Source organism: Dapis hubbardiae BLCC-M172, assembly GCF_050016015.1.
Taxonomy (GTDB): domain Bacteria; phylum Cyanobacteriota; class Cyanobacteriia; order Cyanobacteriales; family Microcoleaceae; genus Trichodesmium.
On the sequence record NZ_JBNHEQ010000011.1, the window covers coordinates 5251 to 31595 of the forward strand.

The 26345-nt window shown below is 32.5% G+C and carries 18 protein-coding genes and 2 pseudogenes; 13 read left to right on the top strand and 7 right to left on the bottom strand.

Annotated elements, in window-relative coordinates:
* Positions 1-295 precede the first annotated feature (295 nt).
* Both ACP6PK_RS00960 and ACP6PK_RS00965 read left to right on the top strand, forming a co-directional pair.
* Positions 296-949 carry a potassium channel family protein gene (locus ACP6PK_RS00960; protein ID WP_426556975.1) on the top strand — a complete coding sequence of 218 codons (654 nt, stop codon included), beginning with the start codon at positions 296-298 and terminating at the stop codon, positions 947-949.
* An 87-nt stretch (positions 950-1036) separates the two neighbouring features.
* Entirely contained in the window at positions 1037-1408 is a 372-nt protein-coding gene (locus ACP6PK_RS00965) for a CASTOR/POLLUX-related putative ion channel (RefSeq protein WP_426556977.1), read from the top strand.
* Positions 1409-1865: 457 nt separating this feature from the next.
* Here the strand turns inward: ACP6PK_RS00965 and ACP6PK_RS00970 are convergent, their stop codons facing one another.
* Positions 1866-2240, bottom strand: a complete 375-nt coding sequence (locus ACP6PK_RS00970) for a hypothetical protein (protein WP_426556979.1) — start codon at positions 2238-2240, stop codon at positions 1866-1868.
* Positions 2241-3013: 773 nt separating this feature from the next.
* Between ACP6PK_RS00970 and ACP6PK_RS00975 the strand changes: the two genes are divergently transcribed.
* The 5 genes and pseudogenes from ACP6PK_RS00975 (at position 3014) to ACP6PK_RS00995 (ending at position 10268) form a co-directional block, all read left to right on the top strand.
* Positions 3014-6154 (top strand): transglutaminase family protein, encoded by a 3141-nt coding sequence (locus ACP6PK_RS00975; protein ID WP_426556981.1) that lies wholly within the window; start codon positions 3014-3016, stop codon positions 6152-6154.
* Positions 6155-6604: 450 nt separating this feature from the next.
* Positions 6605-6747: pseudogene (locus tag ACP6PK_RS00980) on the top strand (DUF4277 domain-containing protein); the annotation flags it as partial.
* Positions 6748-7439: 692 nt separating this feature from the next.
* Entirely contained in the window at positions 7440-8585 is a 1146-nt protein-coding gene (locus ACP6PK_RS00985) for an AAA family ATPase (protein ID WP_426556984.1), read from the top strand.
* Between the two features lie 2 nt (positions 8586-8587).
* Complete coding sequence (locus ACP6PK_RS00990) at positions 8588-9250, top strand: DUF3226 domain-containing protein (RefSeq protein WP_426556986.1); 663 nt, start codon at positions 8588-8590, stop codon at positions 9248-9250.
* A gap of 430 nt (positions 9251-9680) precedes the next feature.
* Entirely contained in the window at positions 9681-10268 is a 588-nt protein-coding gene (locus tag ACP6PK_RS00995) for a cyclin-dependent kinase inhibitor 3 family protein (RefSeq protein WP_426556988.1), read from the top strand.
* 404 nt (positions 10269-10672) lie between these two features.
* On the opposite strand, the gene ACP6PK_RS01000 is transcribed toward ACP6PK_RS00995, so the two are convergent.
* A complete protein-coding gene (locus ACP6PK_RS01000) occupies positions 10673-11101 on the bottom strand; it encodes a hypothetical protein (RefSeq protein WP_426556990.1) in 429 nt (142 codons plus the stop codon).
* A 2155-nt stretch (positions 11102-13256) separates the two neighbouring features.
* Here ACP6PK_RS01000 and ACP6PK_RS01005 point away from each other — a divergent pair.
* Both ACP6PK_RS01005 and ACP6PK_RS01010 read left to right on the top strand, forming a co-directional pair.
* Entirely contained in the window at positions 13257-15635 is a 2379-nt protein-coding gene (locus ACP6PK_RS01005; RefSeq protein ID WP_426556992.1) for a protein kinase domain-containing protein, read from the top strand.
* A gap of 135 nt (positions 15636-15770) precedes the next feature.
* Complete coding sequence (locus tag ACP6PK_RS01010) at positions 15771-15959, top strand: hypothetical protein (RefSeq protein WP_426556994.1); 189 nt, start codon at positions 15771-15773, stop codon at positions 15957-15959.
* A gap of 107 nt (positions 15960-16066) precedes the next feature.
* Here the strand turns inward: ACP6PK_RS01010 and ACP6PK_RS01015 are convergent, their stop codons facing one another.
* On the bottom strand, positions 16067-16399 hold the full coding sequence (locus ACP6PK_RS01015; protein ID WP_426557027.1) for a TMEM14 family protein: 333 nt from the start codon (positions 16397-16399) through the stop codon (positions 16067-16069).
* A 1005-nt stretch (positions 16400-17404) separates the two neighbouring features.
* Between ACP6PK_RS01015 and ACP6PK_RS01020 the strand changes: the two genes are divergently transcribed.
* From ACP6PK_RS01020 to ACP6PK_RS01030, 3 genes are all read left to right on the top strand, one after another.
* Positions 17405-18721, top strand: a complete 1317-nt coding sequence (locus ACP6PK_RS01020) for an ATP-binding protein (RefSeq protein WP_426556996.1) — start codon at positions 17405-17407, stop codon at positions 18719-18721.
* 199 nt (positions 18722-18920) lie between these two features.
* On the top strand, positions 18921-19367 hold the full coding sequence (locus tag ACP6PK_RS01025) for a tellurite resistance TerB family protein (RefSeq protein ID WP_094672419.1): 447 nt from the start codon (positions 18921-18923) through the stop codon (positions 19365-19367).
* Positions 19368-19987: 620 nt separating this feature from the next.
* On the top strand, positions 19988-20404 hold the full coding sequence (locus ACP6PK_RS01030) for an acyl-CoA thioesterase (protein ID WP_426556998.1): 417 nt from the start codon (positions 19988-19990) through the stop codon (positions 20402-20404).
* Positions 20405-21152: 748 nt separating this feature from the next.
* Here ACP6PK_RS01030 and ACP6PK_RS01035 read toward each other — a convergent pair.
* The 3 genes and pseudogenes from ACP6PK_RS01035 to ACP6PK_RS01045 all read right to left on the bottom strand — a co-directional run bounded on the left by ACP6PK_RS01035 (position 21153) and on the right by ACP6PK_RS01045 (position 22772).
* Entirely contained in the window at positions 21153-21605 is a 453-nt protein-coding gene (locus tag ACP6PK_RS01035; RefSeq protein ID WP_426557000.1) for a KGK domain-containing protein, read from the bottom strand.
* Positions 21606-21761: 156 nt separating this feature from the next.
* A pseudogene (locus ACP6PK_RS01040) lies at positions 21762-22106 on the bottom strand (KGK domain-containing protein); the annotation flags it as partial.
* A 273-nt stretch (positions 22107-22379) separates the two neighbouring features.
* Positions 22380-22772 (bottom strand): KGK domain-containing protein, encoded by a 393-nt coding sequence (locus ACP6PK_RS01045; protein ID WP_426557002.1) that lies wholly within the window; start codon positions 22770-22772, stop codon positions 22380-22382.
* 459 nt (positions 22773-23231) lie between these two features.
* Between ACP6PK_RS01045 and ACP6PK_RS01050 the strand changes: the two genes are divergently transcribed.
* Positions 23232-24179, top strand: a complete 948-nt coding sequence (locus tag ACP6PK_RS01050; protein WP_426557004.1) for a putative 2-dehydropantoate 2-reductase — start codon at positions 23232-23234, stop codon at positions 24177-24179.
* Between the two features lie 204 nt (positions 24180-24383).
* Here ACP6PK_RS01050 and ACP6PK_RS01055 read toward each other — a convergent pair whose 3' ends face one another.
* Positions 24384-25814 (bottom strand): 2-succinylbenzoate--CoA ligase, encoded by a 1431-nt coding sequence (locus ACP6PK_RS01055; protein ID WP_426557006.1) that lies wholly within the window; start codon positions 25812-25814, stop codon positions 24384-24386.
* Positions 25815-26345 lie beyond the last annotated feature (531 nt).

Genomic DNA, 26345 nt, shown 5'->3' on the forward strand with positions numbered 1-26345 from the left:
ATTCTAGTGCTATATCTGTTGGGTTGAGTCAGCTAAACCCAACCTAAAAAAATATCTACCACCAGAATATTTAATCTGTGGGGAAAGAAGGAAAATTGTCGGTTAGCAAGTCAGGGGTAACTCCACATAAACTGTACTAATAAAGCAGGTGAGAAAATTTTTTCATCTGCTAACTGAATTATTAAAAACATCCCTGGAGAAGATTTTCTCAGCAAAAATTCTAGTGCTATATCTGTTGGGTTGAGTCAGCTAAACCCAACCTAAAAAAATATTCCCCACCAGAATATTTAATACTATGAACAATAAACAAAGTATGAAAAGTAAAAAAAAATCTAAAAATAAACTCAAGTTATGGCTTTTTCAGCTGTATCTGAAACTTCAAAGAATATGGATTTTTTTAGAGAAAGAAAACTTTATTCGTTTAGTTACTCTGATTGTCGCTATTGTTAGCTTGAGTACAGTCGGAATTTATCTAGTAGAACCTAATATTTCTTTAATTGATAGTCTATGGTGGACAATTGTCACTCTAACCACAGTCGGTTATGGTGATATTACTCCAGTTACAACAATAGGTCGCCTAATTACAATAATTGATATGATTATTGGGATTGCAATTCTTGGTGTTTTTAGTGCTACGTTAGCTAGTATTTTAATCGATAAAAAAATTAAGGATGATTTAGGTATGAACTCTTATCAATTTGAGAACCATATTATTATTTGTGAATGGAATTACCGCGCCGAAACGATTATTAAAGAATTACGAATTGACCCAAAAATTCAGGAAAAACCTATTGTTTTAATTGCCGATATTGAACACAAACCTCTAGAAGATCGACATTTATTTTTTGTGAGAGGTCAAGTTTCAGATGATACTTTAAATCGAGCTAACTTAAAAGAAGCAAAGACTGTTATTATTTTAGGAGATGATAAGTTAGATTACAAAAATTGAGATGCAAAAGTAATTTTAGCAACTCTAACAGTTGAAAGTATTAATAGAAGTTCTTATACGATTGTTGAGTTAGTCGATAAATCCTATGTGCCTACTTGTAGACGAGCTAATGCAGATGAAATTATTGTCACAAGTCAATTAAGTAGTCGGTTAATCTCTAAAGCAGCTATTAATCATGGCATTAGTGAAGCTATTTCTGATATCTTAAGTTATGAATATGGAAGTCAACTTTATAAAGTTCAACTACCTAAATCAGAGGTAGGGTTGAGTTTTATTGATGTTTTTGTACGGATGAAACAAACATATCAAACGATTATAATTGCAATTCAAAGAGGAGAAGAAGGAAATGTAATTTCTAATCCTCCCTCTGAATATAAGTTCAATGAAAATGATTATTTGATTGTGATTGGGGCTAGTGAAAAAGCAGGCGGATTAAATAAAGTATTATCTGACATTTAGACAACCTTTGAGATTAATTATTTCTTAGATGGTAGACTGTAGATTAGGTTAAACCCTAGCGCAACCCAACATAAACTCTACTAATAAACCAGGTGAGAAAATTATTTCATCTTCAAACGTGAATTATCAAAAACATCCCCCACTAAATCTAACAATATTCGTCAATTTTAAGTTATTTCATGTATCAATATTTTGCAGAAAATCTCTCTCTGATAATTAAAAATTATCCTAAATTATGGTCAACTAAATTTTCCTATTTGTAGTAAAATTATATGTCATTCAGAATATACATAATTTCTGATGTAATTGAACTATTCTGTCTATCAGCAATTAAGAAAAATCGTATAATGTGAAGTTTTATACCCAAAAAAAAGCCCCCACAATCATGTTAATTTGGGAGGGATAATAATATTAATTAGTTGTTAGTTGAAAAGTTGTAAATGAATGATTGTAATAATTAAGAATATATTAGTTTATGTAATTGTAACATAAAGGGCAGTTCAGACTTTATTACTGTTTTCTCTATGTTAATTACTTCTTGGCAAATGTGAAAAGCTAAATGCTTTTCAGAGGGATTTAAAGCCTGCAATTCAGTCATAGCAAAATTAAGGGCTATTGCAGGACTGTTTCCAGCACCGTCATTTTGATATTTGTTGAGCCAGATGTCAAGAACTAATCTTACGTTGTCATGGGAAGTTCTGAGCAGGTGAGACGCTTCTTCAACAATTAAATTTTTTTCTTTATCACTAGCTTCACCATCTACAACAGCAGCCAGAGCAGCTAACCTTATTATACTATCTGTAGCAGCATCAGAAAATTTAGCAGATTTCATAATTTCCTTCCATGAAAGTAATTAGAGTAGTAGTTATTTATCTATACAATTGCATTAATAAATAACCAATCTCTTCACTACTCAGCCTAAATCAAAGTCGTCAATTTTGAGTTATTTCATTCATCAAGATTTTGGGGGAAATCTTTCTCTCACAATTAGAAATTATCATAAATTCCAGTCAACTATATTTTCCTATTTATAGTACAATACCCTGTCTATCAAAATATAAATAATACACCAAAAAATCTTACTTCTACGCCGAAACTTGATAGAATAATTGTTTGATTTAATTTAGGCTAATCTGATTAGACCTTTTGCCAAAGCTCTTAGACTTAAATTTAATCAAAATCAACATAAAATTAACCCTTTATACCATTTTCCAAAAATATTGTTACAGCTACGAAATAGGCAACAGGCAACAGGCAAATAAAAACATAATACCCCCCTTAAAGGTGGGATTTAAAGAGGAAAAAAGGTTTTATTTTTAGAAAATATTGGATTTATAATTATTTTCTTGTAGGAATAAATCACAAATTAAGATGTAACAGCCTTTTTTTTATTTGGTATTATTCATCAAATTAAAGCCATCTATTATCTGTCACCCTACTCGTAAATAAAGAATTATTAAATATCTAAAATTTAGTACAATTATTAACCATAACTATCTAATTTTTATTTTTGTGTTTCTCTATACATCGCTTTAAATAAGACTATCTCTAGGATAAAAAAAGTCTCAAAAATTACCTACTTGCTCTTTCACACTAAAATTAATAATGTCAATAAAAGTCAGTCTCAATCATCAACTTATTTACAATTTTGACCGCTCTATTATTCTCGGACCTCATCAGTTAGGATTGCGTCCTTCTCCTCATTGCCGTACTCCAATTCAAAGGTATTCATTAAAAGTTGAACCTCAAGAACATCAAATTACTTGGCAACAAGACCTTTACGGTAATTTTATTAGCAAAATTAACTTTCTTCAGAAAACAGATAAACTCAAAATAGAAGTTGATATAATTGCTGAACTTCAACCAATAAATCCTTTTGATTTTCTCCTGGAAAGTTATGCAGAGAAATATCCTTTTGATTATGAAAATTCGTCAAATAAACAACTAACTCCCTTTTTAGAAATCACCGAATCTGGAGATTTACTACAGGAATGGATCAATAAAAATAGACAAAAAGACAGCTATACTACTAATTTTATCAATTCTATTAATCAACAACTTTCCCAAGATATTAATTATGAAATAAGACTAGAACCAGGAATTCAAAATTGCGAAGAAACTCTCAATAAAAAAATTGGTTCCTGTCGAGATACAGCTTGGTTATTAGTACAAATTTTGCGTCATTATGGTTTAGCAGCTCGATTTGTTTCTGGATATTTAATTCAACTTAAAGAAGATATTCCACCCCTTGACAATTCCCCTACTCCAGAATCGGACCATGGAGACTTACACGCTTGGGCCGAAGTTTATTTGCCGGGAGCGGGTTGGATAGGTCTAGACCCCACTTCTGGTTTCTTGGCAGCAGAAGGTCATATCCCCTTGGTCTGTACTCCAGAACCTACTTCAGCAAATCCAGTTAAAGGTACAACTGAACCCTGCGGGTCTAACTTAGAATTTTCGGTCAAGGTTTCTCGTTATCAAGAAAAACCTAGACCTACTAAACCTTACAGTGAAGAGGAATGGCAAAAAATTGATAACCTCGGTCGGGAAGTTGAGGCAAAACTAAGACGTTTGGGTTTAGGGTTAACGATGGGAGGAGAACCTACCTTTATTTCTATTGATGATTTTGAATCTTCCCAATGGCGAGTAGAAGCTTTGGGAGATGAAAAACGCCGACTTGCAGGAGAATTGTTAGACCGTCTGGAAAAAAGATTTGCTAAGAATGGGGGATTATTACATTATGGTTTGGGTAAATGGTATCCGGGTGAAGCTTTGCCAAGGTGGGCATTAGGATGTTATTGGCGTAAAGATGGGCTTCCTATTTGGGGCGATCGCTCTTTTATTGCAGAGGATAACAAGAATTATGGTCATACTAGGAAGGAAGCGAAAATTTTCATAGAAACTATTGCGCAACAGTTGGGGATTAAGTCAAGTTGCATTATTCCTGCTTATGAGGGGGAAACTGAAACTCCTGGGGGTTATGTTTTACCTATTTTGTCAGTGTTGAAAAATGAAAATCTGCATTGGAGTAGTTGTTATTGGCAATTACCAGAAGGTAAATTATATTTGCTTCCTGGCAACTCACCGTTGGGGTTTCGTTTGCCACTTAGTTCAATTTCTTGGGCAGAAAATTTGGAACCTGAAGCAACGGTTGATATTAACTATCCTCCTACAACTCCAAGTGCAACATTTTTCGAAGCTCCTGAAAATTCGATTCGGGTGGCATTATCTACAGAAGCGCGACAGGGAAAAGTACATATTTTTATTCCACCTATGACTTCTGCTAGAAGTTATTTGGATTTAATTGCAGCGATTGAAAATACGGCAAAGGAACTAAAAATTCCTGTAATAGTTGAAGGTTACACTCCTCCTGGCAATGCAGGAATAGATGGATTTCAAATTACCCCAGACCCAGGCGTGATAGAAGTAAATATTCATCCGGCAGAAAATTGGGATGAGTTGCTGGAGATTACGACAAATTTATATGAAGAGGCGCGTTTGTGTCGGTTGGGAACTGAGAAATATCAGTTAGATGGTCGCCCGATAAGTACAGGTGGAGGGGCACATATTACTATTGGTGGAAAAAATGTCTGGGAAAGTCCTCTATTAAGACGACCAGATTTATTGCGGAGTCTAATTACATATTGGCAACACCATCCCAGTTTATCTTATTTATTTTCTGGTTTATTTGTCGGTCCGACAAGTCAGGCACCCCGAATAGATGAGGCGCGACATGAAAGTTTGTATGACTTGGAAATTGCCTTTCAGGAGTTACAACCGAGAAAGGAAGTTCCGCCAGAATTAATAGACCGTTTGTTGAGAAATTTATTAGTAGATGTCACGGGAAATACTCACCGCACCGAATTTTGTATTGATAAATTATTTCCAGTGGAAAATCTGCGCCGTCGGTTTGGGTTATTGGAATTTCGTGGGTTTGCCATGCCTCCCCATCCTAGAATGAGTTTATTACAAATGTTGTTAATTCGGAGTTTGGTCGCGTGGTTTTGGGAAAAACCTTATCAGAGAGATTTGATTCGGTGGGGTACTATGTTGCACGACCGCTTTTTTCTGCCTCATTATATAGGTGAGGATTTACAAAAGGTAATTGGAGATTTACAGTCGGCAGGTTTTGGATTTGAATTTGACTGGTTTGCGCCGTTTTTTGAATTTCGTTTTCCTATAGTTGGGGAAATAATGCGGGAAGGGTTGGAATTGGAGTTACGTTATGCAATTGAACCTTGGCACGTTTTGGGAGAGGAAACGACTGGTGGAGGAACAGCGCGTTATGTCGATGATTCGATGGAAAGGTTACAGGTAATGTTGCGGGGTGCGATAGGAGATTCACCGAATCAGGATAGTTTGGGTTCGCGGTATTTAGTTTTGTGTAATGGTCGTCAGGTACCTTTGCACTCTACGGGTGTGACAGGTGAGTATGTAGGGGGGGTAAGGTATAGAGCGCGGAAGTATGGAAGTTTGTTACATCCGGCGATCGAATGTCATAGTCCGTTGGTGTTTGAAATTGTGGATAGTGCGGTAGGGCGAAGTATTGGTGGATGTAGTTATTATGTGAGTCCTCCCAATGGGAAGGTTTATCAGCAGTTTCCGGTGAATCATCGGGAGGCGGAGTCGCGGATGGTGGAGCGGTTTATGGGGATGGGGCATTCTTCTGGGGAAGTTGAGTTGTCGTCGTTGCGTTTGAGTTCGGAGTATCCGTTGACTTTAGATTTGCGGAGGCTGAGGAAGTGAGGGAGTCGGGGAGTCGGGGAGTCGGGGAGTCGGGGAGTATTTCTTCTTCACAGAGGTAGGTTTTTTACAATAGCTTGTATGTAGGAGAGGGTGGGGAGTGTGGGGAAGGTGAGGAGTACAGGGTCTGGAAAATAGGCAAGTTGCATTAATAAAACCCACATTCCGCAGATATTGAAGCAAAATTCATAATTATGAATTTTGTTAATCATAAAACGTGAAACGATTATCTAGTAATGATTTTAGGCTATTTATTTGTATAAAAATAAGCGTCAGATCAAGAAAAAGAAACAGTATGAAAGAGTCGCTCATAAGTTCTATCTATCCTAGATATAGACCATTTAGGAATAGTAGATGTTCCGGAAATTGGTAGAAGAAGTGAATAAAATAGTGGGAATAAAAATCAAATAAAGAAAAAGAAACATTAGAAAGAGTCGCTCATAAGCTCTATCTATCTTAGATATAGACCATTTAGGAATAGTAGATGTTCCGGGAATTGGTAGAAGAAGTGAATAAATATAGTGGGAATAAAAATTAAAGAAACTCTAACCCCAGGGCAAGTAATGAAAGCCATGATCTTGGACGGCTTAGGATTTTGGGTTGACTATTGGCTGAAAAATCAAGGGATAATTCTTCCTCCTGCCTTCTCGCTCCCATACCCATTCCTCCTGTCTCCTGTCTCCTACCCTTACTCATAAGACTTATTCAGCAAACCCTAATTATTCAGCAAACCCTATTTAAAATCTTCACTTTCCTACAGAAGTTGCGATCGCCTTCTTCTATGACCAAAATTAAAAAACAGTTTCCTGCAAGACCGCAAAAGTATAAGTAAAAAAAATATAATCAACTATTATTATTTTTTATGCTTATCAAAAAATCTCTGATTTCGGCTAATTGTTACAAAATATTTCACGTACTTGCGTTATTTCAGCGATTTGGTATCATATGGATACATAGCTTATTGTGCTAATTTTGTGTTTAAAAATAAGAAATTTTCCCTATAAAAAGCTACAACCTTCTATTTTTGGTTAATATAGGGTGCAAAAATTTATACCTTTTCTACGGATGAATAAATCTCAAAAAAACTAATTTTGAACAGGTGTTGGTGCTTAGATAATTATACTCATTGACAAATTTGTTCTGATAAGTGTTTATGCAAAATTCATTGTACATTCTGTGCCAAAGTTTTTCGTAATGACGACTGTTAAACCAGATTCTATTGTTAAACTGGATTCTATATTAAAATTAATTTTTGTATTTTTAAATAGATATCCACAGGAAATAAATTATGTTGAAATCGTTAACTATAAATAATTTTCGTTGCTTCCAATCTTTTGAACTTCAACAACTTAGCAGAGTGAATTTGTTGGTGGGAATGAATAATAGTGGGAAAACCTCTATTTTAGAGGCAATTCAACTTTTATATTCTGTGTATCAACCAGAAACATTGCATAAAATAATGTCTTATCGAGGTGAATTTTTATTAAAGGAAGGCTCTAGACAGTTAGATATTCGTCACCTTTTTTATGGGCGTGAAATTTCATTAGGAAGCGAATTTTCTCTAGTAGGAACTAATGATAAATATCAGGAAAGTTTAGTTGGTTCAATACAAGTAGATTCACCGAATGAATTGTATGAACAAAAAAATTTATTAGATTCTTCAGAAGGATTTAGTTCTGAATTTGATAATTCAGAAGAAATTAGTGTTGAACTATATCAATTAGAAGATATTTTTTTTGACCTTGATTGGAAAAAAGAAGAAGTTAGTATAAGACGCAGATTATCACCTGATGGAGGTATAGACATTCGTATTCCAAGGTCATCTAGAATAACTACAAAGGCAGTTATAAAATCTCAATTTATTACACCTTTATCTTTGGATATTGATGAGATAACTCAATTATTTGATGAAATTGTTTTAACACCAGAGGAAATATTGACCCTAGAAGCATTACAAATTATTGAACCTAAAATTGAACGTATTGCTTCAATAGGTCCTGAAAAATACGGTTCTAATATTAGAATTGTTAGAGGAAGAAGTGGATTTATAGTAAAAGTTTCTGACCAAGAAAAACCTATACCTATTGGTAGTATGGGAGAAGGGATATGGCGAATTTTAGCATTAGCGATCGCTCTTGTTTCTGCTCAAGGTGGAGTATTACTTGTGGATGAAATTGATACTGGTTTACATTTTTCTACAATGTCTGATATGTGGAAACTTATTTGGAAAACCGCGAAAAAATTAGATGTTCAAGTATTTGCTACTACTCATAATAGTGACTGTTGGAGTAGTCTGGCGGATGTGATTAAAAGTGAAGATTTAGAAGGTGAAGAAATTACAATTCACAGAATAGAAACTGATAAAAATAGCTCTGTAGTTTTTACTGAACCTCAAATTGTTATTGCTGCAAAACGTGAAATAGAGGTGCGGTAGTAATGGTAAGAAAAGGAAGAAAATTACCTCCTAAAAATAAACTTTTGGTGGAGGGTGCTGAGGATAAAAGAGTTATTCCATATTTGATAGAAGCTAATGGTGTTCGTTGGGGTGAAAGTCAAGAAGAAGCTATTGTCTTTATTGAGGTATGTGGTTCAAAAACAGAACTACTAGATAAAGATGGAATTTCTACCGAATTACAAGAATCTGGACTTTCTGCATTAGGTTTAATAGTTGATGCAGATGATAAGCCAAAAGATACATGGCAAAGTATTAGAAATGCTTGTTCAAGTATTGGTGATTTTCCTAAAAATTTACCAGAAACAGGTTTAATTCATAACACTAATTCTGGTGTTAAGTTTGGAGTTTGGATGATGCCAGATAACAAAACTTGTGGAATGTTAGAAACTTTTTTGACTTATATGATTCCTGACGAAAATGAACCTATTTGGAACTATGCAAAAACAACTGTTATAGAAGCTAAAAATTTAGGTGCGCCATTTATAGGAAATCATATTTATAAAGCGAATATTCATACATGGTTAGCTTGGCAAAATCCTCCGGGTCGCCAATTACATAATGCTGTTAAGGAAGAAATTTTAAATCCCAAACATCCCCAAGCTCAAATATTTATTAACTGGTTTAAAAAATTATATGACTTGTAAAATTTATCAGATTTAAAATTTTAATTTTAACTATAGTAAAAAATTCCAAAATAGATAAACAGTCTCAAAATTTTATTTTTGTTAGCTCTCTCTTTTTTTCAGGATATTTTCTCCAAAACTCAAATATGACTCCCATATCAAAATTATGAATAATAAAAATTGAAGTTATCTATAAATTATTTGTAAGTTATTTCAATGATTAACAATTAACAATTAATAATTACCTCTTCTTAAAAAGAAGAGAATTACTTCAGATGAATTTTTTTCTCCTTAGAAAGGAGAGGCTTTAAACCTTAATTTTTCGGTAAATCTCAACCTGGGGAGCGATCGCCTGAAATATATTCCCATATATATATTGACTATTCAAAATTCCTCTGCTAAAACAAAGGCATAAATATTAATAGTATCCTTATTTGTAGCTAATGTAGAGATGATTAAACAACTCAAAAATTCTGACAATGACCCCATTAATGTCGATTTCTTAACACCAGAAGTAGTAAAATTAAAGGGTACAATTGGTATAACCTTGGCTCCAGGTAAGAAAAATTTTGGGATGCACTTAGATTGGGATCGAGATTTGAATAAAGACTTATTACGACTACGTTTAGACTATGAGACAGATATATTAATAACACTTCTAGAAGAACATGAATTAGAAGAAATACAAATTTCTAACCTGGGAAAAGTAGCAGAAGCACAAGGAATAAAAAGTATAAGATTTCCCATTAAAGATCGAAGTATTCCTACCTCAATAGATGACTTTATTAATCTGATTAATAATATTCTGAAAGTAGTAACAGAAGGACAAACAGTAGTAATTCATTGTAAAGCTGGATTAGGACGTACCGGAACAGTTGCCGCTTGTTGTTTAGTAACTTTAGGTTATTCAGCAGTTGAGGCGATCGCTACAGTTAGAGAAACCCGACAATATACAATCGAAACTAAGCAACAAGAAAATTTTGTTTTCCAATTTTATCAAGAATTAACTTCAGCAAAACTAGCACTTTCACCACTTTGATAAATTGGTTAATTTGATATTTTTTTGGGAGGTATAACTCAGTCTAATTCCAGTTAAATTTCATCTAATAAATAAAGTCTCAAGTCTCCGCTTGAATAGGGGATGAAAAAAATCAACTTCAGTATTTCAATCCTCCTCATAAAACCGGAGTTACTGTTAACTGAAATGACTGCCCTCCCAATTACAGCAGTTTCCGAAGCTATGAGGTAAAGTTGTTTTTATTCTTTTCTATTCCCTAATTCCCTATTTCGTATTCCCTGTTCCCTCAAAACTAAAATTTTGTACCTCATAACAACGGGAAGCGCTGTATTATATATTGAAAAAAATCAACAATAATTAGCAAATATTTCTTGTGATTTGTAGATGCCGAGGGTCCTGAATTTCATCTTACTATATTAGCTTAATTATGGTTTTTTTAATAATTCTGCCCGGATGCAACCTTTTTCCCATTTCCAGTTAGGTAGAGATTTTTGGGGCAGAAAAATTGCCCAAATTGAACCTTCAGGACTTTTATAAAAACCTGTAATTTCAGCTTCTACCTCACTACTCCACGGTGCTGATACTAAAATTTTATCTCCCGAACTAAAAACTTTTCCGTTAGCATTAGTCGCTTGTTGAATAGATTCTTTTAACTTTGGTTTACCTGGTTTTCTAGGTCTTTGTGGTTTATTCGGTTGATTTGTACTTTCTCTTCTTAATGAGGTGCTTTTTACTGGAGTAGGTTTTTCTAGTTTGGACTCAGTTTTTTCGCGCAGCGTCTCCTTAGCAGAATTAGGTTCAATTGACTGTTTTGGTCTAACAGGTCTGTTGATTGCTATTATTTCGTGACTCATCCACTTAACTCCCTATACCTGATTTTAGCGATCTTTCTATCTATGATAGCACTACTGAAATTTGGCTTTTGTTTTTGGTGGCCTAAATGATTATTTAGACTTCCATATTACATTTTTTACCAGAATAAATTTATGTTCTGGAGTAACAAATTCCCCGGAATTAATTATTAAGGGTTATTGTTAGAGACTGTTAATCAAACAAATATTAAGACAGTCAGAATAGTCAATCCCGGTGGATGACAGCGGACAGCTTTTTTATAGGATGAGAAAGAGTTTATATTCCGGCATTTTCATATCGGCAATAACCAAAACCCACCCTAAATCAGAATTTAACTCTAATTTAATAAACTGTTTCTTAGACTTCTAACTTTCCGTGTTTAAATCAGGAAATTTTCTTGATTGAGATTATTTTTACTTGATTTTTACTATGCTACGCATTCATGTCACGCAGCGTTTGACTAAGCAACATATTTGCGGAGTATTCCGGAATGGAAAAAACGAAATTGTGGGTAAGCAAAACAGTTTTTTGATAATTAAGTAAGGATTTGTTTAATAGCATTTATCAAAAGTAATGCTACACTTGGAAAATGCCAAAATAACCATCAAAATAACAAATAAAAACTTATATCACGTCAATAAATAATATTTATAAATATCAAATATAAGTATAGCAAAGTTTTTGATAATTGAGATAAGAACACTTACAACAGTTTCCGAAGTTATGAGGTACATATAGCAATTCCCAAAGTTATTAGGTACAGTTTTTTTTCTTTCTTTTCTATCCCTATTTCCCGTTCGCTGTTATCTCTTCCCTCAAACCTAAAATTTTGTACCTCATAATAATGGGAAGGGCTGTATATTAACTGATTAGCTTTTATTTATAGTAAATATTATCTAAAATATATCAATAATAATTTCTAATTTCAAGATAATACTTAGTAATTATAATAAGTGCTGAAGTTTGCATTTATGACCCAGGATGCAAGTTAAAATCTGACATATATTTGCGCAACATTACGCAGGAAATACTTACCGAATAATGAATAATTAATAGTTAATAATTAATAATTAGGAGTTGATAGTCAATTCATTATTCATTCAACAATTCATGCCTTAAAGCCTCCCCTTGTAATTAATAATTTCAGAGGGTCTGGCTAGGAACATAGTTGATATATTGCTCCTAAGCACCGTGATAATTATTAATTGTATTCCTGCGGAATGCTGCGCAAACGTTACCTCGTCACATGAACATTGTTAATTGTTAATTATTTAGAAGGGGTAATTATTAATTATTAATTGTATTGTATTCCTACGGAATGCTGCGCAAACCGCACCTCGTCTCATGAACATTATTAATTGCTGAAATGAATATTTTATACCAATTCTCATGCATTAAAGCTATACTTGAATAACACTTCAGTTCTTAATTAATTACCTTAGTTTAATTACTTTTTTGTTAGTTTGAGCAATCTTTTGCATTAATTATTCTTTTTTGTACGGACGCCCTTATGCAACGTCCCTACCTTCCTCCACTCCCCTACTTCAATCAAATGCAGAAAAGTTTTTGAGAAATGGTATTATTACTATTTTCCCTAAAACCTACTACCTAATACCTTTAATAAATATCAAATATTTAAGCTAATAGCTAATAACTGACTACTCAATACTTACCTAAAACCTTTCATCCAGTAATGATTAATTCAAGACACTTTAACAATTTCACTTTTTGGATATTCATAAAGCAATATTAAGGCTTAAAACTATTTTATTTGAGAAAATAATTTTTAAAATATATATACTGTAGCTTGGCTAAAATAATCTACCACTGACAAAATACTCACAGCCTTACCAATCTAATACTTTTGACTTTTAAATTTTAACTTTTCTGTAGAAACACTACTGATTTTTTTCATCTTGATTTTTTTGCTATTTTAATAATCTTAGATGTCAAAGGTGAGTAAATTGTTTTATGCCATAAGATAGGTTGCTAAAATTAATTAGAAAATTGGGAGAGATACGGGAACAGGGAACAGTTCATCCTCAAATCTCATACCTCATACCTAACTTAAGGTTGTCAATTTATTTACGCCCAACTACTTAATTAAAACCTTGCCTTTAAGAGCAAGGTTTAATCTATTTAAAAAAAGGCTCTAGTATGATGATTGAAAATATTTTAGATGGACGCTATAAAATTGTTAAAATTATTGAATCAGGAGAATTTGGCCATACTTATCTTGCCCAAGATATTCGTCGTCCTGGAGAAGCACAATGTTTTGTTAAGCATTTACAGCCAAATACTTATGATCAAAGATTTCTCGAAATTATTCGCCGTAGATTTCAACAAGAAGCAAAAATATTAGAAAAGCTATCTCAACACAATCAAATTCCTAAACTCCTTGCTTACTTTGAAGAAAATCAAGAATTTTATTTAGTTCAATCTTTTATTCCTGGTCAGTCTCTAGATAATGAAATATTGCCAGGTAAAGCCCTATCTGAAATCCAAATAAGTAGAATTCTCATAGAAGTATTAGAAATTTTAGAATTTGTGCATAAAAATAATGTGATTCATCGAGATATTAAACCCGCTAATTTAATTAGAAGAAAATCAGACCATAAATTAGTTTTAATTGATTTTGGAGCTGTTAAAGAAATTAATATTGCTCAACAAAATAAAACAGCAAGGATTGGTACTATGGAATATATGCCAATTGAACAATTTGAATATAACCCACAATTAAATAGTGACATTTATGCTGTAGGAATGATGGGAATTCAGGCAATTACAGGATTACCTAGTAGTGAATTATCTAAACTAAAAAATCAGGAAAATGGCAATAAAAGAGAAATATTTTGGCGACACCTAATAAATTGTTCTACAGCTCTACCAGATATTTTAGATAAGATGGTGCGCTATGATTATCGCGAACGTTATCAGTCAGTAGCAGAAGTTATAGCGGATTTAAAAGAAATTAATAATAAACGAAATCCAACTATAGATAAGAGGCAAATTTATCGGCAAGAGGTTGTTCGTCGGGCTAGCTATCGAGGAGATATTTCTATTGTGGGGAGAGAAATTTTAGATGAAGTACGAGAAAGTTTAGAACTATCAAAAGAAGAAACGGAAATAATTGAGGATGAAATATTAAATCCTTACCGTAAATATCAGGAGCAAGGAGAAAGATACGAACAAACATTACGAGCTGCAATTAAACAAGAATATCCCTTTAGTAATGAAACTCGTGAAGAGTTAGAACGTCTACAACAAATTTTAGGACTTACTCAAGAGGATATAGAGTTAATAGAAGACAGAGTAGTGCCTAAATCTCTACTTATAAAATTTAAAGAAATATTGCTTGATAAATTTCAAAAATTCTCTATTAACTGGTGGTTAATTGTAGGATTTATCGCTATTATTATTGCAGTAATATTTGCTATTGATAGATATATTAAATTTCAAAATTATAATCAAATGCTGCAACAGCAAGCTTTAGAAAAAAAACAAAAAGAAGCAGCACAATTAAATTTATTTAGAAATTTATATGCAGAGCGAAATTATGAAAATTGCATCAGTAAAACAACTCTAATTAGTGAAAAATCTAATATTTTTGCTGAAGCTCAGGATATTTTACAAAAATGTAAACAAGGTAAAAATTGGCAGAATTATCAAGTAGAAGATTTATCTCAATATTCGGCTGCGGTAGGTACTGTTGCATTTAGTCCAGATGGAAAAATGCTAGCTACTGGTAGTAGAGAGACAGCAGTAAAAATTTTAGAAATACCTACAGGAAAAGTTATTAATACATTTCCTGGAGATAATTCTCCAATTTGGTCTGTTGCTTTTAATAGTGATGCTACTCAATTAGTTGCAGGTACTTATGATTGGAGAATAATTGTCTGGAATTTGGCAACAGGAGAACCTTTTCGGGTTTTTGAACATCGAGCACCTATTTGGTCAGTTTCTATGAGTCCTGATAATGAAAAAATTGCTAGTTCTAGTGGAGATAAAACTGTTAAAGTTTGGGATTTAAAAACGGGTTTCTTAATTTTTAATTTCCCTGATCATTCAGATGTAGTTTATTCTATTGCTATTAGCTCTGATGGCAAAATATTGGTTAGTGGTAGTGCAGACCAAACTATCAAAATTGAAGATTTAGATACGGGAGAATTAATTAATACATTAACTGGACATCAAGGAGTTATTAGGTCTGTTAAGATTAGTCCTGATGGGGAAAAAATAGTTAGTGGTAGTTATGATACTACGGTGAAAATTTGGGATTTAAAAACAGGAAAGTTAATCAAAACTCTCTCTGGTCATACTGCTGAAGTTGTCTCGGTTGATATTAGTCGAGATGGTCGGTATATTGCTAGTGGTAGTAAGGATAATAGTATTAATATATGGAATTTAGAAACAGGAGAATTACTGAATACTTTGATCGGACATACAGATGAAATTTATACAGTTAGTTTTAGTCCTGATGGTAATAGTATTGCTAGTGGTAGTAAAGACCGAACTATTAAACTTTGGCAACGATAGTGATTAATAATTATTAATTATTAATTGATAATGAATAATTGATATAGCAATCAGGAATGATTTTGATATAATTTAAGAACGATGATAAGAATTAATAATTAATAATGGATAATTGATATATGATATAGCAATGCTTTGGGGGCTGAGACAATTCGGGCGATCGCTCAAGTTAGCCCAGAAATGCAGGCGAGGTTGTTGGAGGGGTTTGGTTTTCAGAGTGTTTTAATTACTGATGGTAAGAATCTAATTAATCTTTTTGGTACGGCTAATGGATTGATTAATCCGATAATGCCACAAGTAAATTCTGATTCTTTAATATGTTAAAAATTTGTTTCAAGCAAGGGGTAGGAGGGAATTTTTTCAACTAGAAAACTTATTGTCTATTGAGCAAGTTTCTACTTTTTTCCCTCTTCCATATTCCCTGTTTCTTTTTAAATTGTGGCTGAATTATTCAGACTAATTTGATACACCATAACACCTACAGCAGCAATACCAGTTAAAATCATTAACCCCGCAGGCATCATTTTACGGGTTTTAACTAAACGGATAATAAATGTAATTACTAGAATAGTTGTAATAACTATAGAAAATATTAAACCCCAATTTATTCCTATTAGCTGAATAATTCCACTAATAATTAGCAGCAAACCGCTGATACTACCAGATATTAAGGATATTTTGCTGCCTACTTTTGTATATCCAATAATCCCTCCAACAATGGCTAAGATACCATAGGCAAGGGCTGCTATTATAGCTATATTTATACTCATTATTATTAAATTCCCATTAAATTATCAAAACTAAAAATAATTTATACAGCTTATTTGTGGCAATAGCTAGCCAATTTATTAAAACTTAATATTGCTTGAATATATAGCAATTTCCAGAGTGGTAAGGTAGAAAATTCTAGGTTTGAGGGAATACTGGCTCTGGTAACAGTTCAATAATTGAGAATTTTGATGTCGGTGACACTCAAGCTAATAATATCAAATCCGGTTGAATACTTATTATATAGTTTGGGCAGTAAAGGGGATGGGAAGTCTGGGGAATGTGGGAAGTTAAGTATAGATATAAATATATAGTTTATAACCGGATTTTATATAAGACAGTTCCTCTTTCATTAATGGATAATTACCTCTGCTTAAAACGGTTCTTGATTGAATATAAGGAAATAACCTAGCACTTTTTTTCCCTTGATAAGGGGATGCTAATAAAGCTGAATAATTTAATTAATAATTATTAATTAAATTATTCGGTAAGAGACTAGCTGACTGGTTACAGATTAGATAAAAAGTCTAAAATTATTACTCCTATTCTTTGGTCTCTAATTCCAATAAATTTTTGACACAACCAGCTTTAGGATTACTACAACAATTTTGGAGATATCTCCCTATTCTCAGGCATACCTTAAGTCAATGTAAAAAAACAGTAGTTTATAACGATAAATAGTAAAATTATCTCTATAAGTTACATATTTATTTACTCAAAAAAATTTAGTATAAAAAAATAGCCTGTGATTATGTGATTAAGAGACTGTTTGTAAAACAAGTATTAAGAGATATTTAGAGTGACTAAAATCTAAAAGAGGTAAGACCTCAAAAGATTAAAATCTGGTAAATACCAGAGGTGTAAAGGTACATATATTCCTATATTTTTAAGTGAAAAATAGTTTTCTTGATTTCTTCTTTCTTGTTCCCTGTTACCTGTTCCCTTTTGATATTTCTTGATACATTCAATCTCTAATTAGTCTATTAAATATTTAATCAATTATGTCTTGTTTAGATGCCCAAGTTATCGCCCAGATTCAAAACTTGCAACAGCAAATAGCATCTCTGTTGTTATATCATTCTGTTCTCAAAAAAACAGTGGGTGAAGCTTTTATCCAATTATTAGAATCTTTATCTAAAAATGATGGGAGTAAAATAGAATGTATTCGAGCTTATAGTAACTGGTTTAGAAGTATTGCTAGTCAAAATATTTCTTGGCAAGAATATCTAATTTATCAGATTCTTCAGGATGATAATCCCTTTAGTAAACAAGTTCAACAAAAAAACTTGACCAGTCTCTCTCCTAATTTAATCGCAGCAGCAAAACATGATTTGCAAATTTTACAAAATCTTTATCAGTGTAGTAGTAAAACAATTAGTCAGTGGGTAAAAATAATAGCTAAATTAGAAAAAATTCCTATTGCTTGGGAACTACAATCAGAAAAAAAAGAACCTATCTATGAAAAGTTAAGAAATTTAGAAAATTGGGAAGATGCTATTGAGACCTTAGCCACTCACTATAGTAATTTTGGCACAGATTTATTCGCTCAATCAATTGCCTTTGAATGGCATAAAGGTCAACTAATAACTATTACTAATCCCGATCCAGTACAATTAAAAGAATTAGTAGGATATGAATTCCAACGAGATACCTTAATCAAAAATACAGAATTTCTCCTAGCAGGATATCCAGCACTTAATATACTACTTTATGGTAGTCGTGGTTCGGGTAAATCTTCCTTAGTAAAAGCTTTATTAAATGAGTATAGTCAACGTAATCTTCGTTTAGTTCAAGTGGCTAAATCAGATTTAAAAGATTTACCATTGATTCTCGAAAAATTACGCAATGTTCCACAAAAATTTATTATCTTTGTCGATGACCTTTCCTTTGAAGAAGATGATGATACTTTTAAGGCTCTCAAAGTCGTTTTAGAAGGTAATTTAACTGCTAGACCAGGAAATGTGGTAGTATATGCTACATCAAATAGAAGGCATTTAATAAGAGAATTCTTTAACGATCGCCCTCGCCCAAAAGATAGTGATGAAGTTCATAATTGGGATACAGTTCAAGAAAAGCTTTCTTTTAGTGATCGCTTTGGTTTAACTTTAACTTTTGAACCTGCTAACCAAGATACTTATTTAACAATTGTTAGACATCTAGCAAAGCAAGAAAAAATCAATCTAAATCCTGAAGATTTAGACTATCAAGCTTTACAATGGGCGACTAAAAATAATGGTCGTTCTGGGCGAACGGCACGACAATTTGTTGATTTTCTCAAAGCTGATTTAGTAGTTTTTGAGAAGTATTCAAAAAGGTGATAGGTGGCAGGTGATAAGTTTTAGATTCTATCGAATAATGATGGAATTTTTAACTCAATTTTATAGGTATTAGGTGTTAAGTAAAATTTTCTCATCTATAACCTAAGATGTATAACCTATTTCCTAAAACTTAACACTTAAGGTTCCCTAAAAATCGGAACCTAGTAACAGTAAAAAAAATACTAATGAGGTAACTAAAATGGGTCTTTTTGATCAAGGAACAACAACAATACAAGCTACTGATATTAAATTAGAACCGGCTGAAGCTTTTGCAGCGATAGCTTTAATTTCTGTAGCTGCTGATGGTATTATTACTGAGAGTGAAAAACAAGGTATTAGTAATATTTTCTCTCGGATGGAACTGTTTAGTAATTATTCAGAAGAAAGCAAGAGAGAAATGTTAGATCGTCTCTTAGGTATGATTAAGAATAAAGAAATTAAGCCTTTGTTTGATGCTGCAGTTGTTAAACTTCCTAAAGAGTTAAGAGAAACAGTTTTTGCTGTTAGTACAGATTTGGTTTTAGTAGATGGCGACCTTGCTGAAGAGGAAGAACAACTTTTGAATGAATTGTATAATACTTTGGAAATTTCCGAAGCAGTTGCTACTAAGATTATTGATGTAATGATGATTAAAAATAAGGGGTAATTTCAGTTAGCCTCCTATGGTCGTAACTGCGCAATTCATTTAGCCTCCTATGATCCTAACTGCGCAATTCAGTTATCAGTTATTCAGTCAATACAGTTCAGTTAAGAATTTTTTGAATAATGAATAAGGAACAAGGAAGGTAGATTAGTCTATAGATAATTGTAGTTAATTGAGGGATTTTTTCTGGTATTTCTGTAATCTGAAGATATTCTCTGATTCTTCTATTCCTTGTGAGTTTTAGTCTTATCTGAACCTTATTGAGTATCAGTAGCTATTACTGAAACTGGTAAGTTGAAATATTAATGTTCAAATTTATTTAGTGCGGGCATCCTGCCCGCTAACTAATACTATTTCTCAAAAACTTTTCTACATTTGATTGAAGTAGGGACGTTGCATCAGGGCGTCCGTACAAAGAGGTAGAGACGTTGCATCAGGGCGTCCGTACAAACAATAATAATTAATGCTAAATTTACTCTTTTCTAACAAAAAATTAATTACCTTAGTTTAATTACTTAATAACTAAAGTTTTATCCGAGTATAGCATGAAGGCATGGGAATTAGTATAATTGAAATTAAATTCGCTATATTTTTTATCCTCACTATTCGATTGATTTTTATTAATGTCTTTTTACTATACAAGAATACTTCATTTTCAGGATACTGATGCTGCTGGTGTGGTTTATTTTGCTAATGTTTTAGCAATTTGCCATGAAGCTTATGAGGCATCTTTGGCAGCATTTGGCATTAATTTAAAGGTTTTTTTTAGTAATCCAGAAATTGCTATTCCAATTATTCATGCTGATGTTGATTTTCGTAGTCCGATGTTTTGTGGGGATGAGTTAACTATTGAATTAATGCCTAAAAGTTGGGGGGATGATGAGTTTGAAATTTATTATCAAGTCTTTTTAAAGGAGGTGGGAGAAAAGTGGGTGGCGAGAGCTAATACGAAGCACGTTTGTATTTATCCTAAAAGTAGAAGTCGGCAAAATTTATCTGATGAAATGAGGCGATGGTTATTGAGTTTTGAAAGTTCATAGTTTAAGGCAGAAGGAAGAGGGAAGAAGGAATAAGGGGGAGTATTTTTGAATCTTTTTCCTGTATAGAACCTATTTGCTATCTTTGACATTTATTTTAGTTTCTACAACCTGAGCAAGCACGTTTCTTATGGTTAGCAAAGCGGAACGGAGTTCTATCATTGATCAAACATGGTTGAATAAAAAATCATGCGTATAGGCGAGTAACTACCAATAGTTTAATGGTATCATCATTTTTTGGGAAATGCAAGAGCAAAACCCTCTGAATTTTTTGGAGCTTCACAGAATGCAAAAGTTTAGATAGCAAATGGTTTTTGTAGTTGGTTTAGTTACAGCATTTGACAAGAAATATCTGATTTTTCGGGTAATTGTAGCTGTAATTCTGTTTTGACTTGCTGCTGTTATTTCTACCTTTATTCAGAATATTCAAGGAACTTATTTTATCGTCAGGGTTGGTGTCCAAGATTTTGGCTTCGGTCTGGAAGACTAAACCTCTACAGTTTTTTTTACGAATCATTTCATACTGCTATAGATATCAATTCTAAGAAAGTAGAATTGACGGGAGGATTTGCTTTAGGAGAAATATTAAAGCGGATAGTAAAAAGACTATTATTGAAAAATTTGAATAGATAAAGTCATAACAGACCAGAATTTTATATTAGTCAAGTTAGTTATATTCCTCTAATAATTTGATTGATAGATTAGAAAATTTTTTTGAGTTTTCAGAGTGAATAATAGAGGAGTTATAAGATTATTGATTATTTAAAAGTTGTTGGTAATCTTCTCTTTCTCGAATATCATCTAATGGAGATTCTGGTTGTGGAGGTTCGTCATAACAAAATTCAAATTCCATAGTTTGAATACTAGCATTTTTGAGCATAACTTGAATTCTCAGCTTACCAGGTTTCCTAGTTTTAGAACCAAGTTTTAAGATCTTGCAGTTAATACCTTCTATAGGAAAAATCAACTTAACATTTCCGAAGGTAATTCCTAATTCATTTTCAATAATTTCTAGTCTTTGTTCAAAAAGCCAAGAGGCAATTTGCTGAGAACAATTTGCGTCTTTATATACATATCGCTGCCATAATCTATCTCTAAGTCTTGTTTGTGCTAACTCCTTAAACCATTCAACAGTAAAAGTATCCTTCCCAATCATTAAAAAAATATCAGTATCACATTCTAGAGGTTCAAATGTATTAGTCATAATATTAGAGCCAACTTTCATCTAGTTAAAAATAACACAAAACTTTAAACGCCATAAGTTTATTGATTATTCAAAAGTTGTTGATAATCTTCTCTTTGTCGAATCTCATCTAATGGTGATTCTGGTTGTGGGATTTCATCATAACAGAATTCTAATTTAATGACTTCTACTTGTGAACTCCATGATGTGCTGTTCAAACTTTGCCTTAGCATTAAGATGAATTCTAATTTTACCTGCTTGCCATTCAGAAGTACCTAGTTTTAAAATCTTACATTCTCTGCCTTCAGGAGGAAAAATTAATTCAATTTTTTTAAGGTCAAATACCACAGAGTCTATTATTATCATTTTACTTTGGTAAAGATGATAAGATGTATTACTACTATTACTATTTGCACGGTAATTGAGATAATTTATAGTTTTTCCCACTACCAACTCCTTAAACCTTTCAACAGTAAAAGTATCCTTCCCAATCATCAAAATATCAGTATCACATTCTAGAGTTTCAAATGTATTTAGTCATAATATCCGAGCCAACTTTCATGTATATTAAAAATAACACAAGACTTTCACTAATCAAAAATTTATTGATGTATAGCACTAAGCAAATAGGTTAGGAAATTTATAAATGCTTTAACTCAGTTAGAGATTACTTTTAACTTTTAACTTTCGTGAAACGGTATAGGTTTATTGATTATTCAAAAGTTGTTGATAATCTTCTCTTTGTCGAATATCATCTAATAGTGATTCTGGTTGTGGAGGTTCGTCATAACAGAATTATAATTTAACAACTCCTACATCTGAAGCATTTCTGAACATAATATGAATTCTTACTTTACCTATTTGCCACTCAGAATTACCTAATTTTAGAATCTTACATTCTATACCTTCAGGTGGAGAAATCAACTGTATATTTTTGAGATTAAGTCTTACTGATGAATTGTCAAGTATATTAATATTATTCATCTGATTCAATCTCTGAAACATACTATAACCATATATGTTTTGGTTAAAAGTCCGGCGGTCTGCCTTATGCAATATAGGAAGTTCATTGAAGGATTTTCTAACTTTTTCTACTACCAACTCCTTAAACCTTTCAACAGTAAAAGTATCTTTCCCAATCATCAAAATATCAGTATCACATTCTAGAGGTTGAAATGTATTAGTCATAATAATTTCCTAGCCAACTTTCATCTATTTAAAAATAGCACAAGACTTTCACAAATAAAAAATTTATTGATGTATAGCACTACGCAAATAGGTTAGGAAATTTATAAATTCTCAAATTCAGTTAGAGATTACTTTTAACTTTTGACTTGCACATAGCACTATACTTTCCATTTTCATTCTTATTTCTTTTTGATTAACTACAGCACTACAAAAAACTTTGAGGATATTAATAAAATTTAAATCCTTTACAACCAATAGTTTTGATTTGACCTGATAGCTAAATGCTGAAAACTATAAAATAAAAAATATAGCAACCTGCCCATGGATTATAATATTTTATCGTAGGGGTTTAGTCTCCAAACCCAAGTAAAAGTGGAATTAATATGACTAAACCCCTACAGTTTTTTTCACGAATCATTTCATATTGCTACAGTCGAATTTCATATCAAATTAAATTAAATGTCAAAGAATACTTATGCCATAATTGGTAGTGGCGCACTAGGAGGTTTTTACGGTGCAAAACTACAAAAAGCAGGATTAGAAGTTCATTTTTTACTACACAGTGATTATCAGCACGTTCTGGAAAATGGCTTAATTATCAAATCAAAAGATGGCGATTTTAATCTCCCTCAAGTTAACGCCTATAACCATACTAATAAAATGCCAAAATGTGATGTAATTCTCATAGGATTAAAAACAACGCAAAATCATTTATTAGCAAAATTTCTCCCACCCTTATTAAAAGAAAATACTGTTGTCTTACTCTTACAAAATGGCTTAGGTGCAGAACCAGAAATTGCTAAAATTATTGGGGAAGATAGAGTAATTGGAGGAGTATGTAATCTGGCTTCTAATAAAGTAAGTTTTGGTTATATTCATCATATAGATTATGGTTTCATTAGAATCGGAAGATATGCCATAAATTATCAAATTGCTGAAATTACTAATAAAATGCGCGAGATTAATCAGGATTTTGAAAATGCAGGAGTTCCGGTTAATCTTACTGAAGATTTACTACTAGAAAGATGGAAAAAATTAGTTTGGAATATTCCTTATAACAGCTTGTCAGTAATTTTAGATGCTCGAACTGACGAAATTATGGGAGATGCTAATACGAGAAATTTAGTAACAGAAATAATGCAGGAAGTTTTAGAGAGTGCAAAAAGTTGTCAGCGTCAAATTCCAGATAGTCATATTCAAAAAATGTTAGACCATACTGACAAATTACAACCTTATTTAACTAGCATGAAAATTGACTATGAGAGACGACGACCTTTAGAAATAGAAGGTATTATTGGCAACCCTTTACGAATGGCGAGGGAAGCTGGTGTGAAGTTACCAAAAATTGAGATGTTGTATCAACAATTAAAATTTTTAGATGCTAGGAATAGAGTGAATAATGGATAATTGATAATGACAACTATCTCTAATTATCCATTATCCTTACTCTTTCCCTACACTTAAGACTGAATGCTTATGAGAAATTCACAGTATTTAAACCTAATCTTTATAGGGCTACACATTGAGGTTAGGACATTTCTAAATCCTGTTTGCGGAGCATTTCAGCACCGTAAACCCTTTGACAATTTACTATTCCCTATTCCCTATTCCCTATTCCCTAGCGCGTAGCGCTATAATTCTTTGAATAGCAATTTCCTTCAACAATTCCCGATTAATTTTTCCTTGAGAATTACGAGGTAAACTTTCCACTCTCACCCAATATTTAGGTTGTTTAAATTTGCTCAACTTTCCATCAATAGCAGACAACAACTTTTCCTTAGAAACTTCAAAATTATTACCAAAATAAACAGCAGTAACAACTTCACCCCAATATTTATCAGGCAAACCAATTACACAAACATCAGTAACTAAACCAGTTGCTAAAATAGCAGCTTCCACTTCTGCCGGAAAAACATTTTCTCCACCAGTAATAATTTTTTGACTGCTACGACCTACTATTTTTAAATAACCTTGACTATCAAAAAATCCTAAATCATCCGTTGCCAAACTTTCAAAATTATTAAATATATTAGGATAATACCCTAACATCAAAGAATTAGCTTGAATATTAATATTACCAATTTGATTCTGACCTAATATTTCTCCACTTTCACTTTGAACAATAATTTTAGCGTGAGGTAATACTTGACCATTACTATTATTTCCTGCGAAAAAATCTTCTGGTTTAAGAGTCGCAACTTGAGAAGCAGTTTCTGTCATTCCATAAGTTGGAGCTAATTTAATCTGATATTTTCTTGCTGCATCAAATAATTCTTCCCAAGCTGCGGAACCACCTAAAAGCACTGTCTGAAAATTTGATAACCAGTTAGCTATGTCTACATTTTGTAGCAAATTTTGTAACTGGGTTGGAACTAGGGAAATGAATTTTTCATTGGGATTAATATTCCATTCAGTTTTGTCAAAAATCTCTTTATAGGATGGCAAAATTATTAAATTTCCCCCAGTAGTAAAGGAGCGCATAAACTGCATTAAACCACTGACATGATATAGAGGTAAAACACAAAAAGAATTAATTTGTTCTACTTGGAAATATTCTTGGAAACCTGTCACCGATGAGATTAAAGTTTCCCATGTATGAATAGCAAATTTAATTTTTCCAGATGAACCACCAGTAGGAATCATAATTAAATTTTGTTTATTAGACAGAGTTTTTTTAGAGGAGTTATCTCTAGGCAACCTAGATGTTTTCTCTAAACTATCTCCTAGAAATTTATAGTTAACTAGATTTCCGAAAATTATGTCTGGTTGTACTAATTTTAAAACTTGTTCCCATTCTAGTTTTCCCCAGTTAGGGTTACATAAAAATACTTGACAACCAGCAGCAACAGCAGCAATAAAACTGGCAATAAATTCTGTTGGTTTTGGTTCTGATATTAATACTTTGGTTGGAGTTTCTGGATTTGCTATTTTTATTAATTCGGCAAATTTTTTCTCCACAACATCAGAAAAGTTAGTGGAGGTAAAGAAATTGCTATCTCTTTTAAGTTGGTATTTTTTTAGGTAGTTGAAAATTTGATTCATAAATTAGTCCTGAGAAGATTTTCTCGGCAAAAATTAGTAGGTAAGTAAAATATTCTATCTCCCACAAATATATAGATAAGGTTCGACTCCCGCCGACAGATATCAGAATCGAAATTTCTACTTCTGCCAGAATTTTCTCTCAGACCAGAGAAAGATTTGTCGGTAATATTTAGCTGAAAAGGAAAATATTTTATCTCCCACAACTATATAGATAAAGTTCGACTCCCTCAACCAGAGATAGACTAAAAATTTTCTACTTCTGCCAGAATTTTATCTCAGACCAGAGAAGATTTTCTCGGCAAAAATTAGTAGGTAAGCAAAATATTTCATCTGCCACAACTATATAGATAAGGTTCGACTCCCGCCGACAGATACCAGAATCGAAATTTCTACTTCTGCCAGAATTTTATCTCAGACCAGAGAAGATTTTCTCGACAAAAATTAGTAGGTAAGCAAAATATTTCATCTGCCACAACTATATAGATAAGGTTCGACTCCCGCCGACAGATACCAGAATCGAAATTTCTACTT